This window comes from uncultured Mucilaginibacter sp. (assembly GCF_913773635.1).
Lineage (GTDB): Bacteria > Bacteroidota > Bacteroidia > Sphingobacteriales > Sphingobacteriaceae > Mucilaginibacter.
Map to the genome: position 1 here is coordinate 59993 of NZ_CAJYGQ010000005.1, position 13460 is coordinate 73452.

10 protein-coding genes are annotated in these 13460 nt (G+C 41.5%); 4 read left to right on the top strand and 6 right to left on the bottom strand.

Annotation, left to right across the window (positions count from 1 at the left end; genetic code table 11):
* Positions 1–93: 93 nt before the first annotated feature.
* Positions 94–504 (bottom strand): nuclear transport factor 2 family protein, encoded by a 411-nt coding sequence (locus tag QZ407_RS03945; RefSeq protein WP_295767818.1) that lies wholly within the window; start codon positions 502–504, stop codon positions 94–96.
* Positions 505–759: 255 nt separating this feature from the next.
* Here QZ407_RS03945 and QZ407_RS03950 point away from each other — a divergent pair, with 255 nt between their 5' ends.
* Positions 760–1827 (top strand): type I restriction endonuclease, encoded by a 1068-nt coding sequence (locus QZ407_RS03950; RefSeq protein ID WP_295767820.1) that lies wholly within the window; start codon positions 760–762, stop codon positions 1825–1827.
* A 74-nt stretch (positions 1828–1901) separates the two neighbouring features.
* Here the strand turns inward: QZ407_RS03950 and QZ407_RS03955 are convergent, their stop codons facing one another.
* The 3 genes from QZ407_RS03955 to QZ407_RS03965 form a co-directional block, all read right to left on the bottom strand.
* Positions 1902–3125 carry a DUF4272 domain-containing protein gene (locus QZ407_RS03955; RefSeq protein ID WP_295767821.1) on the bottom strand — a complete coding sequence of 408 codons (1224 nt, stop codon included), beginning with the start codon at positions 3123–3125 and terminating at the stop codon, positions 1902–1904.
* 116 nt (positions 3126–3241) lie between these two features.
* Positions 3242–4855, bottom strand: coding sequence for a 2-oxoglutarate dehydrogenase complex dihydrolipoyllysine-residue succinyltransferase (gene odhB, locus QZ407_RS03960; protein WP_295767823.1), 1614 nt, complete (start codon positions 4853–4855; stop codon positions 3242–3244).
* Between the two features lie 123 nt (positions 4856–4978).
* Positions 4979–7792: a 2-oxoglutarate dehydrogenase E1 component gene (locus QZ407_RS03965; RefSeq protein ID WP_295767827.1), complete on the bottom strand. Its 2814-nt coding sequence runs from the start codon at positions 7790–7792 to the stop codon at positions 4979–4981.
* 299 nt (positions 7793–8091) lie between these two features.
* On the opposite strand from QZ407_RS03965, the gene QZ407_RS03970 reads away from it, so the two are divergent.
* Positions 8092–8589: a cytidine deaminase gene (locus QZ407_RS03970; protein ID WP_295767828.1), complete on the top strand. Its 498-nt coding sequence runs from the start codon at positions 8092–8094 to the stop codon at positions 8587–8589.
* A 62-nt stretch (positions 8590–8651) separates the two neighbouring features.
* Here QZ407_RS03970 and QZ407_RS03975 read toward each other — a convergent pair whose 3' ends face one another.
* Both QZ407_RS03975 and QZ407_RS03980 read right to left on the bottom strand, forming a co-directional pair.
* The gene (locus QZ407_RS03975; RefSeq protein ID WP_295767829.1) at positions 8652–9077 is read right to left on the bottom strand and encodes a nuclear transport factor 2 family protein; all 426 of its coding nucleotides are present in this window, start codon (positions 9075–9077) and stop codon (positions 8652–8654) included.
* 294 nt (positions 9078–9371) lie between these two features.
* Complete coding sequence (locus QZ407_RS03980; RefSeq protein ID WP_295767830.1) at positions 9372–9797, bottom strand: nuclear transport factor 2 family protein; 426 nt, start codon at positions 9795–9797, stop codon at positions 9372–9374.
* 167 nt (positions 9798–9964) lie between these two features.
* Here QZ407_RS03980 and QZ407_RS03985 point away from each other — a divergent pair, with 167 nt between their 5' ends.
* Positions 9965–10474 (top strand): YdeI/OmpD-associated family protein, encoded by a 510-nt coding sequence (locus tag QZ407_RS03985; RefSeq protein ID WP_295767831.1) that lies wholly within the window; start codon positions 9965–9967, stop codon positions 10472–10474.
* A gap of 228 nt (positions 10475–10702) precedes the next feature.
* Positions 10703–13429, top strand: coding sequence for a DNA gyrase/topoisomerase IV subunit A (locus tag QZ407_RS03990; RefSeq protein WP_295767832.1), 2727 nt, complete (start codon positions 10703–10705; stop codon positions 13427–13429).
* The last annotated feature ends 31 nt before the right edge of the window (positions 13430–13460 follow it).

A 13460-nucleotide genomic window follows, 5' to 3' on the forward strand; every position in this document is an offset into this window, starting at 1 on the left:
ATAAGTATAAACGTCAAAAGCCCGGTCTTGCCGGGCTTTTGCATTACATCTCTTTTTCTTGGAGTGGATTTCTTATGTAATTATTTACGGCAATTACAGCTTTCGGTCAGCTTCGGTGATGGGCACATCATTTATGCTGGCATAACGTTTAGCCATTAGTCCATCTTCGTTAAACTCCCAGTTCTCGTTGCCATAAGCCCTGAACCAATTACCGCTAAGGTCCTGGTATTCGTACTCAAAACGTACTGCAATGCGGTTATCGGTAAAAGCCCAAAGCTCCTTGCGTAATTTATAGTTAAGCTCACGTTCCCACTTGCGGCTTAAAAATTTAATAACCTCCGCACGTCCGTTAACAAATTGCGACCGGTTACGCCATTCGGTATCTATCGTGTAAGCTTGTGCAATTCTTTGCGGGTCTTGGCTATTCCACGCATCTTCGGCTAATTGTACCTTTTCAACAGCGGTTTCGTAATTGAAAGGAGGCAGTGGGTATCTTTTATCCATAAAGCATTTATTTGATTTATACAAAGATAACCTGCGTTGTAGTGCCTATTATGGTAGTATTTATGGTTTGTGTGGTAGTTTTAGGGGGTAATAAGCATATAGTTTCTGTATTACTATATGAGAGGTAAGGTACGAGCTGCAAGCGCACTCCAGTGGAGGTGAAATCTATTTTCCAATTAAAATAATAATTTATAGTGTATAATATATTAATGTTATAATAATATATATTTATGAAAATTCTAAACCTTATTAATTATGGACTTCAAAGACCAAATACTGCAATTGGCCGCCCGAGCAGAAAAAATGCTCTCACAAATTCAAACAGAAGAAGCAACTAAAAATGCATTGATAATGCCATTTATTCAAATAATGGGCTATGATGTGTTTAATCCGTTCGAAGTTAACCCTGAATTTATTGCGGATATTGGAATAAAAAAGGGAGAGAAGGTAGACTACGCAATTATGAAGGATGGCGAACCTGCAATATTAGTAGAGTGCAAACATCACCTGGAAAATCTTGATCCACATAATTCCCAATTATTCAGATATTTTCATACCACTAAAGCCAAATTTGGCCTTCTATCTAACGGCATGACCTATCGCTTTTATACGGATTTGGTTGAAAAGAATAAAATGGATAGCACTCCTTTTTTTGAATTTAAGCTAACTGAAATTAAGGACGTGGAAATAGCTGAATTGAAAAAGTTCCACAAATCATATTTCGATGTTGAGAACATTACGAACACAGCGAGTGAATTGAAGTATTTAAATGAGTTAAAGGCTTTATTGAATAAAGAAATACACAATCCTTCCGAAACTTTTGTTGCTTTCTTCACGAAGCAAGTTTATCCGGGCGTTTTAACTGCCAAAGTGAAGGAACAGTTTACACCCATAATTAAAAGGACGTTTAACCAATTAATTAGCGATGCAATAAACGACAGATTAAAATCTGCACTTAATCAAGAAAAGGAAGCTGAAGCACAAGAGGTTGCAAAAGTTGAAGAGGAGCTCGAAAATCCTTCTTCTGGCATTGTAACTACCGAAGAGGAATTGGAGGGATTTTTCATTGTGAAATCGATTTTAAGACAAGTTGTCGACCATAGAAGAATTGACTACAGGGATGCCTTATCTTACTTTGCAATATTATTGGATGACAATAATCGCAAAACCATATGCCGATTGTACTTTAATACAGCACGTAAATTCATTTCAATTTTTGATGAAAACAAGAAAGAAACTAAATATGAACTTCAAAATCTTGATGAAATATTCAACTATGCTGATAAGCTTAAGGAAGCAGTCAATAGATTTGACAAAAAATAATTAATAAAAAAGCCCGGCAAAACCGGGCTTTTTTATGTCAGTGATTGAACAGCTAATTTCAAGTAGAATAAAGTTTACGTATCGCAACTCACATCATCCCATTCTGCATTCTGATATGATATGAGCCAATTCAATGCATAGTGCCGCTCATACACTACACCCGGGTGCACCTGTTTCATCTCCTGCATGTTTAGCCTCGCATCAACGCAAGCCCAGTCCAGCCTATAATACAGGTCGGCGGCATCTAATATCTCTTTTGGCGAACGGCTGATTGTGGCAGCATCAATAAATGAATGCGGATCTCTGTCACTGCCAACCGGCTGATCGTCATCGGCAATGTCATTTAAATTGCACAAGTTTTCCGGAAAATCAAGTGTATTTACCTTACCTAAGGCCCACATTAGTACGTAAATGTCTTCGGCTTTCCAAGTTTCAACGGTTTGCTTTTCGGCGGTGGGGTGCAGCAGGAAATCTTTTTCTTTAGAGGTAGCATGCTCCCACAGGTTATGTTGTTTTAAATAGTCAATAGCAACGTTTGGTGGTATAGTATTAAAAGCTACGTAGTTTACAACCGATAAAACGCTTACACGGGTGGCTACTTCTTGTGCCGTCCTGAATACAACCTCATCTTCAGTTTCGATACAAGGTAAATTAACATTTACCTTAATGCCTTTGGCCTTAATTATGGCTTCGCTATTCTCCTTTCGGGCTCTTTGTTCATCGGTAACCACCGACTGGTCTGCATCAAAGTGAGCTGTTTCTATTTGTACTTTCAACGTTTCAACTTCGCAGGCTCCGTTCCCGTCAATAAGTAAATTCAGGTTCTTATCTAAAAAGTGCTGCCCTTTCGACCGGCTGATTGGCGTATCGGGCTGAGCGAAAATGATAGCATCAAATTCAAGTGCCAAACGTTCAATCAGCGTTTTAAACTCTTTGGTTTCGCCCTTATCCTCACTTACGGTAAACTCACAATTTAAAGTTTGAATCTTGCGCAGCAATAGTGCCTGCACATCCGGTTTTGATGATGGCAGCGAAGCCACATAATTGTAAAGACCTTTCAGGTTGTTAGTAAATGCGCTGTCATCTCCTTCGGCAATTTGATAGGATGGCTTAGGTTTTTGCCGGTAAGATACTTTAATAACTTTTGACGAGCCGAATAATCCACCTTTAATGGTTAAATCGGCAAAATGGTCAGTGCCGTTTGCACTTTCCGATAGTTTTCCGTCGGGATAAATTTCCCTGATGATAGCAGTGATTTTTTCAAACCCAACGTGATGGGCATATAAAGTACAAATCATGTTATAAGGCAATTGTAATTACATCAATAACCTAAGTTATATTTAAATGTTCAACAAAAAAAGCCCGGTTTTACCGGGCTTTCGATATTAAAACTGAATACTCAGTAAAAATCAACTTAAACACCTAACAGCAAACGTGCAGGGTCTTCCAGTAGTTGTTTAACACGTACCAGGAAGCTTACTGATTCGCGACCGTCAACAATACGGTGATCGTATGACAGGGCTAGGTACATCATTGGGCGTATTACAACTTGACCGTTAACGGCTACCGGGCGCTCAATAATGTTGTGCATACCCAAAATGGCCGACTGCGGCGCATTGATGATAGGGGTAGACATCATTGAACCAAAGATACCACCGTTAGTAATGGTGAAAGTACCGCCGGTCATATCTTCAATGGTCAGCTTGTTTTCACGGGCTTTACCGGCTAGAGTTACCACAGCTTTCTCAATTTCAGCCAGGCTCATGGCATCGGCATTGCGGATGATAGGAACCACCAAGCCTTTCGGAGCCGATACAGCGATAGAAATATCAGCAAAGTTGCTGTACACAATTTCTTCACCCTCAATACGGGCACCTACAGCAGGCCACTCAGAAAGAGCCACACAAACTGCTTTGGTAAAGAACGACATAAAGCCTAAGCCTACACCGTGCTTCTCTTTAAACTTGTCTTTGTATTTTGACCGTAGCTCCATAACCGGCTGCATATCAACCTCGTTAAATGTGGTTAGCATAGCTGTCTCGTTTTTAACAGCTACCAAACGTTTGGCTACTGTTTTACGAAGGTTGGTCATTTTTTCTCTGCGCTCTTCACGGGCACCTGATGCAGCCGGAGCTGATGCAGGTTGTGCGGCAGGTTTTGTAGCTGGTACAGCAGCCTCCGGCTTCTTCGCTCCGGCTTGTGCGTTAACAGCATCTTCTTTTGTTATACGGCCACCAACACCTGTTCCGCTTACGCTTTGAGGGCTGATGCCTTTTTCTGTCAGAATTTTACCTGCAGCAGGTGATGGCGTGCCAGCAGCATAATTACCGCCACCATAACCACCCTCGTTGCCTGGAGCATTGCTTGTAGCCGGCGTTTGGCCTTGCTGTGAACCTTGTTGAGAAGGCGAAGCAGCTGGGGCAGCACCACCGCCGGTTATTGAGCAAACCACAGCACCAATAGCTAAGGTATCACCTTCATTGGCAATGGTTTTCAATGTACCTGCACTTTCAGCAGTTAATTCAAAAGTAGCTTTATCTGACTCCAGCTCGGCAATGGCTTCATCCATTTCAACCTGTTCGCCGTCTTTTTTAATCCAGCGTGACAGGGTTACTTCGGTAATTGACTCGCCTACAGCAGGAACTTTAATTTCTAAAGTTTTAGCTTCGGTAGCAGGGGCCTCAGCAGCCGGAGCAGCTTCTGGTCTTTCGGCACGTTGGCCAGGGGCGCTTTCATCTGCAGCAGCAGCGGTGCTTTTGTCAACCGGTGCAGGAGCAGCGGCAGCAGGTGCGCCACCTTCTTCTATACTGGCTACTACGGCGCCAATAGCTAAGGTATCACCTTCGGCGGCAACAGTTTTTAAAGTTCCGGCACTTTCAGCAGTTAGCTCAAAAGTGGCCTTGTCCGATTCTAATTCGGCAATTACTTCGTCCATTTCAACCGCATCGCCGTTTTTTTTAATCCAGCGCGACAAGGTTACCTCGGTAATAGATTCGCCAACCGGCGGAACTTTGATCTCTAAACTCATGTTGTTTTTATATTGTAGTTTGTGAGTTTAGTGAGTAGTGAGAGGTGAGTAGAGAATGGTTATGACGGCTAAAAAGCACGTATCAAACTATTCACTACTCACCACTCACCATTCACCAACTAATTAATCTGCATTTGTTTCGGCCATTTTCTTGGTCGATTTTTTTACTTTCTCTTTTTGATCCTGGCTAACCGGGGCTTCAAAAGCTTTAGAGATAATGTACAACTGCTGCGACGCATGTTGTTTTGAATAACCGGTAGCCGGGCTTCCTGCTTCCTTGCGTGAAATTACTTCCAGCTGCAACTCGCTCTTGCGGAAACGGCGTAGCATGTAAGGCCATGCACCCATATTTTCCGGCTCCTCTTGTACCCAAATAAAGTCAGTAGCATTGCTGTACTTAGCTTTAATTGCCTCCATCTCTAATACAGGAGTAGGGTAAAGTTGCTCAATACGTACAATGGCTACGTCGCTGCGTTTATCTGCCTGTTGTTTGTCAAGTAACTCATAATAAATTTTACCGCTGCAGAAAAGTACGCGTTTCACCTTTTTGGTATCGGCAGTGTAAGTATCATCAATAAGCTCATGGAAACCACCGCTGGTGAAATCTTCAATTTTTGACACGCAGGCCGGATGACGCAGTAAGCTTTTTGGCGAGAAAATCACCAATGGCTTACGGAAGTCGCGGTGCAGCTGGCGGCGTAAAATATGGAAGAAGTTAGCCGGGGTAGTACAGTTAGCCACCTGAATGTTATTATCAGCACAAAGCTCCATAAAGCGCTCAATACGTGCTGATGAGTGTTCAGGGCCCTGGCCTTCATAACCGTGAGGCAGCAACATTACCAAACCGTTACCACGTTGCCATTTAGTTTCGGCACTAACAAGGTACTGGTCAATAATGATTTGCGCACCATTAACGAAGTCGCCAAATTGTGCTTCCCAAATAGTAAGTGCATTAGGGTTAGCCAGTGCATAACCGTAATCAAAACCTAACACGCCGTACTCTGAAAGCAGTGAGTTGTAAATATAAAATTTAGCCTCGGTGCCCAGGTTTGCCAGTGGTGTATACTCCTCGTCTGTATCAGGAAGGGTTACAACGGCATGGCGGTGTGAGAATGTTCCGCGTTTTACGTCCTCGCCGCTCAGGCGTACCGGGTGCCCTTCTTTAAGTAAGCTACCGTAAGCCATTAACTCGCCCATAGCCCAATCAAAGGTTTTGGTTTCGTTAACCATTTTACGGCGGTCATCAAACAGCTTTTCTATCTTTTTGAAGAATTGCTTATCTGACGGTAAGTCTGTTATTTGTTTGCCAAGTTCAAGTAAAGCCTCTTCGCTTATAGCGGTATTAATTTCGGCATAAACTTCGGCTTTGGTAGGTAAGTGTAAACCTTGCCATGAGCCGGTGAACATTGGGTTACCTGCTTGTATACGTGCTTCGGCTTTAGTTTCGTCAAGTTGCTTTTGCAACAGGTATTTAAAGCTTTTTTCTATTTCTTTAGCTGCCTCAGCAGTGATGCTTCCTTCGGCAAGTAATTTCTGATAGTAAATTTCGCGCGGGTTAGGATGCGATTCAATAGCCTTGTACAAGGTAGGCTGAGTGAATTTAGGTTCGTCGGACTCGTTATGGCCGTAGCGGCGGTAACAAAGTATGTCAATAAACACATCCTCATTGAACTCCTGGCGGTACTCCATAGCCATGTTAATTACATAGGCTAAAGCTTCTACATCATCACCATTAACGTGGAATACAGGAGATAGTACGGTTTTAGCAATATCAGTACAATAAGTGCTTGAGCGTGCATCTTTAAAGTTGGTAGTAAAACCAATTTGGTTGTTAATTACCAAATGCACGGTACCGCCGGTTTTGTAACCGTCCAGCTTTTCCATTTGCAACACCTCATAAATAATACCCTGGCCTGCTACTGAAGCATCGCCGTGTATTAATATAGGTGCAATTTTATCATGATCGTTGCCGTATTTGCTGTCAATTTTAGCGCGGGTTATACCTTCAACCACAGGGCCTACTGTTTCCAGGTGCGAAGGGTTAGGGCATAAGCTCAGGTGAATTTTTTTACCATCAAAGGTTTCAATATCAGTTGAGAAGCCTAAGTGATATTTAACGTCGCCGCCAAAAGACGACTCCATGTCATAATTTTTGCCTTCAAATTCGGCAAATATCTCTTTATAGGTTTTGCCCATTATGTTGGCCAAAACGTTTAAACGACCGCGGTGAGCCATACCAATGGTAAACTCTTCGATGCCTAAAGATGAGCCTTTTTCAATAACCGAATCTAAAGCCGGAATCAATGCTTCGGCACCTTCTAATGAAAAGCGCTTTTGACCCAAAAATTTGGTACCTAAAAAGTTTTCAAACCCAACCGCTTGGTTAAGCTTTTTAAGCATGCGTGTTTTTTCATCCTTAGAGAAGGATGGCTGGTTACGTTTGCTTTCCATGCGCTGCTCAAACCATTTGGTTTTGATTGGGTTACGCATGTATTTGTACTCGGCACCAATTGCCTGGCAGTAAGTATCCTCAAGCAGCTGGCGTATATCACGCAGCTTTGCCGGACCTAAGCCAACCTCAACACCTGCATTAAATACAGTGTCCATATCAGCCTCGCTCAAACCAAAAGTTTCAAGCTCTTTACCAGGATAATATTTTCGGCGTTCGCGTACGGGGTTGGTTTTGGTAAACAGGTGTCCGCGGGTACGGTATCCATTTATCATATTCAGCACGTTTATTTCTTTCAAAACGTGCTCAGGGGTGGCTGCTGAAGCTGTGCCTGCGGCTGATTGAGGTGCCGAACCTTGACCAAAATCAAAACCCTCGAAGAATTTTTGCCAACCGTAATCTACCGATTCGGGGTCTTGTTTATAAGCTTCGTAGAGTGAATTTATATAGTCAGCGTTTCCGCTATTAACGTAATTTAGACGATCCATCTGAATACCAATCTGTAAAACGGTACAAAACTAAGAATATATGCTGTAAACTACACGGTTTAATTTGCTTTTGGTTTTGCATTTTTTTATATTTTGCAGTTTGGCAATCAGCCTTTCACCTAAATAAAGTTTAAGTTACTATTATTAACCTTTCCGTTAATTGTAGTATTGATGTTTATAGATAAATGTGGTTGTATTTCTTAAAAAAAATTGCTTACAGAGTTGGTTTTAATTGCAAAGTATAAATTGTAATGTTTTTTGCTTACATTGTATCCCCACATTTGTTGGTGGGTTAAGCAATGGTAAAACACAACATAAATATAGCTTTTGAAGAGTACCAAACTTTTGAGGAGCTTAATGAAAGTGACAAGGCACTTTGCCTTGAAGCCGAGAAAGCCCTAGGTGGTTCGCATTCTCCATATTCTAATTTTAGGGTTGGCGCAGCGCTGCGGCTTAAAAGCGGGCGTATTGTATACGGTAGTAACCAGGAAAACGCTGCTTACCCGTCAGGACTTTGTGCCGAGCGCGTAGCATTGTTTACATGGAGTGCTAACTTTGCCAACGACCCGGTTGAAGCCATGGCTGTTACCGCAAATACCAGTAAGTTTAAAATTGAAAAGCCCATTACTCCCTGCGGATCATGCCTGCAGGTATTGGCCGAGTTTGAAAAAAAGCAGCTAATGCCAATACGTACACTGTTGTATTGTAAAAACGGTGTAACCTGGGCAACAAATGGTGCCGACAGCTTTTTGCCTTTTATGTTTTTTGAAGACAGGCTGGCCACAGTACCTGTATAAAATACTAAAGCCGCTCTCGCAGCGGCTTTTTGTTAACTAAAACTATTATCTGACAAAATTTATTATTTAAATACTGAGTATACGTTGGTGATTTTCCAGCCCTCACCGGTGTTGGCAATGGTTACGTAATTGGTGCGGGTAAATTTTTCGTACTTCATATCTACCTTTACAATTGCCATATCGGCATTGCTTTCAACTTCCGTTACTGACGTAGTACAGTTTTGCTGGATGTTTTTGTTATCGCCGGCAAATGTTAGCATTTCTGCTTTGCTAAAACTAAGTACCTGTTTGCCGCGCAGAATGTTGATTTTAGCGTTGCTTTCAAAAACATCGCTCAATCCGGCATTTAGGCCGCGGGTCATCATGTTAACGTAAGTGCTTACTGCATAACTTTTTGTTAAACGGGCTACGTTAGGTTCTTCGGCTTTAACAACATTGGCAATTACTAATAAAGCTAAGCCTGCTACAAGTGATTTCAAGGTTTTCATATTTTAAAGTTTTAAGGTTCTTATGTTTTTGTTTCTGTATATAAGACAGCATCATTACACCAAACGTTACACTATTTTATGTGGAGAGTAAACATTTAACATATCGTTAACAACTTGGCTGTAACAGGAGAGAAAAACGGCATGATAATCAATAAAAATTAGGAATATTGTAATACATAGTACCGTTTATTGGATGGTAATATATCAATCATCGTTATTGAAGGTTTCGTAAAGGCTGTAAAACAAAAAAGCCGGCTCATTTGAGCCGGCTTTTTTCAAGATTTGAAATTTATATTATTTAAACACTGAGTATACATTGGTGATTTTCCAGCCATCTCCTGTGTTGGCCACAGTAACATAGTTGGTGCGGTTAAATGTTCCGTAATTCATATCAACTTTAACAATGGTCATATCGTCGTTGCTTTCAACTTCAGTTACCGAAGTGGTACAATCCTGGCGGATGTTTTGGTTTTCTTTAGAAAACTTCAACATATCAGCCTTGCCAAAGCTCATTACCTGTTTGCCACGCAGTATGTTGAACTTTGCATTGTGCTCAATCACATTGTTAAGGTCTGTATTTTGGCCCAAGGTAACGCTGCTTATGTATGCATCAATGGCGTTTGATTTTGTTAATTTGATTGTTGATGGTTCATCAGCTTTAACAACGTTTGCTGTTACTAATAAAGCTAAGCCTAATATTATTGATTTCAAGGTTTTCATATTGTTGTGAGATTAAGTTTGTGTATTTATTTGTTTTATACTTCTATGACTACCATACCTCACTAAAAGTTACACTATTTTTATTATAATTGAATATTTATAACATCTGTAAAAGTTAAGTGCATTAGGGGTTCTTGTCATTGCGTAATGTGCTTTTAAATGTTAATATGATAACGTATACAGCTTTGATTTTAAAGTTTGCCGAGCAAGGCGAAAAAACCGGTTGGACGTACGTTGATGTACCGGCAGATATTGCTCAGCAACTAAAGCCAGGTAACAAAAAATCATTCAGGGTTAAGGGTAAGCTCGATAACTACGAGATAGCAGGCGTTGCATTGATGCCGATGGGCGACGGGAACTTTATTCTTACCCTCAACGCTGATATGCGTAAAGGTGTTCACAAGCGCGAGGGAGCAATGTTACAGGTGAGTATAGAAGAGGATGTTGATTTTAAATTGGTAGTACCCGATGACTTGCAGGAGTGCCTCACTGATGACGCTGATGCATTAAGTTACTTTGATAGCCTTCCTGAATCGCACCGCCGTTACTTTGTAAACTGGCTAAACAGTGCTAAAACTATTGCCACCCGCGCCAAGCGTATAGGTATGATATGCCATGCCATGGCAAACCGTATGGACTATGGACAAATGATACGTGCCGGGCGCGAGCGCAATTAATAAATTACTGTGTGATGCGCCGTGCTTAACGCGCCGGTTAACTAATTGCCTGCCAGTTGAGTACTCTTGTAAATAAAAGATAACTTAAGCGCTTTCGCATTAGGTTTAAGGCAGCATAAATAGGTTGTTTAGCTTATTTTTTAGTATATTTGGCTAATTTTATTAGCAATTAAACAGCTGATAATGTTTGCTTGAAGTGTATTACCTTCAATTTGCAGTTACGATACTATGTCAGAAAGTTTAGACACCAACGAACACGAAGAAAACGCATCGCAGGTAAATGGCGAAACCATGCATAATGTAATACCGCTCGACGGGCTTTACGAAAACTGGTTTTTAGATTATGCTTCGTATGTAATACTTGATCGTGCCGTTCCGCATATACATGATGGCTTAAAGCCTGTGCAACGCCGCATTTTGCACTCACTTAAGGAAATGGACGACGGCCGCTTTAACAAAGCAGCCAATGTTATAGGTAATACCATGAAATATCACCCTCATGGCGATGCATCTATTGGTGATGCCATGGTACAAATAGGGCAAAAAAATCTTTTGATTGATTGCCAGGGTAACTGGGGCGATCCTATAACAGGTGATTCGGCTGCGGCACCGCGTTATATTGAGGCAAGATTGACAAAGTTTGCCCTTGAAGTTGTATTTAATCCTGATACAACCGAATGGCAGGCAAGCTACGATGGCCGTAACCGCGAGCCTATTACTTTGCCTGTAAAGTTTCCGTTATTGCTGGCGCAGGGTGCTGATGGTATTGCAGTAGGCTTAGCTACCAAAATATTACCGCATAACTTTGTAGAACTTATTGATGCTGCCGTTGAAGCCTTGAAGGGTAACCGGCCAAATTTACTGCCCGATTTTTTAACAGGCGGTATGGCTGATGCCACCAATTATAATGAAGGGCAGCGCGGCGGCAAAGTACGCGTGAGAGCCAAAATTATTGAAAAGGATAAGAAAACGCTGTTAATTACCGAGGTTCCTTACAGTACAACCACCGGTGGATTAATTGACAGTATAATTTCGGCTAATGATAAGGGCAAGATTAAAATCAAGAAAATTGAAGATAACACTGCTCAAAATGTTGAGATTGTGGTGCACCTTGCACCTGGAATATCGCCCGATGTAACTATTGATGCACTATACGCCTTCACCGATTGCGAGGTATCAATATCGCCCAATACCTGTATAATACTGGATGATAAGCCACACTTTATGAGTGTGAACGATGTGCTTATTCACAGTGCCAATCATACCAAAGCCCTGCTTAAGCTTGAGCTTGAAATAAGACTCAATGAATTAAAGGAGAAAATATTCTTTAGCTCATTGCTCAAAATATTCATTCAGGAGGGTATGTACAAAAATCCTGATTATGAAAGCTCAGGTAATTTTGATACTGTAGTTGAAGTATTAAACCGCTTGTTTGAGCCGTTCTTTCCGCAATTTTACCGCACTATACTTCCGGAAGATTATAAAAAGCTTATTGATAAACCAATGAGCAGCATTACCCGCTTTGACGTAAAAAAGGCCGATGAGCAAATGAAGGCGCTGGAGGCCGAAATTAAGGATGTTAATTACAACCTGAAGCACCTGACCGATTATGCTATAGCCTGGTTTACCAAACTCAAAGAGAAATACGGTAAAGACCGTGGCCGTAAAACCGAACTTCGCACCTTTGATAAGGTTGAGGCTGCACAAGTGGCTCTTGCCAACGTAAAACTTTACGTTAACAAGCAAGACGGATTTATAGGCTCGGGCATTAAGCGTGATGAGAATGTAGAGTTTGTTTGCGACTGTTCAGATATAGATGAAGTTATCGTATTCAGAGAAGATGGTAAATGCATCATTACTAAAATGCAGGATAAGGCCTTTGTAGGCAAAAATATTATTCATGTAGCGGTGTTTAAAAAGAACGATGAACGCACCGTATATAACATGATTTATAAGGACGGTGAAAGCGGCACCACTTACGTTAAACGTTTCTCGGTAGTAGGCGTAACGCGCGATAAGGAGTATGATTTAACAAAGGGTACCAAAGGAACGAAAGTATTATACTTTACAGCCAATCCAAACGGCGAGGCCGAGGTAGTTACCGTGCAGTTGAAGCCGCATAGTAAACTCAAAAAACTCCAGTTTGACCAGGACTTTGCCGAGATAGCTATTAAAGGCAGAGGATCAATGGGGAACCAGGTTACTAAGTACCCGGTTAAAAAAATCCTTTTAAAATCAAAAGGTGTATCAACCCTGGCCGGGCGTAAAATTTGGTATGATGATATACTTAAACGTTTAAATGCCGACAGCCGTGGACGTTACCTGGGCGAGTTTGATGGTGAAGATAAGATATTGACCATCCTGTCAAACGGGGTATATGAGCTTACCAGCTTTGATCTTAACAACCATTTTGATGATAAGATGATGTTAATTGAAAAGTACGATGCCGAGAAGGTTTACTCAGTTATACATTACGATGGTAAGTCAAAAAACTACCTGGTTAAGCGCTTTGTGTTTGAAAACATAGTTATAGGTAAGCAAACCAGTTTCATAAGTGAAGAACCGGGCTCTAAGCTGGTTATTATATCAGGAGCGGCACAGGCTGTGGTTAAGGTTGAGCAGCTTAAAGGCAAAGCTCAAATGCCCGAACTGGCCGAATTAAACTTAACTGATTTGATTGATGTTAAGGGGATGAAAGCGATGGGTAATCGGCTTTCGGCGCATACTATACAAACGGTAGAATTGATTGCCGAGCATGACGACGCTGAAGATGTACCCGACCCGGCGCCGGATTCAGTGGCCGATACACAAATTATTGCTGATGTAACCAACCCGGCCGAACCTAAACAGGTACCTGATTCCACACCTGAGCAGGCTGCAAAAAATGTAGGTTTTGAAATTACAAACCCCGACGACATTGATATAAACAATGGTCAGCAGGGATCATTATTTTAATAAACAACAAAGGAGCCCATAAGGCTCCTTT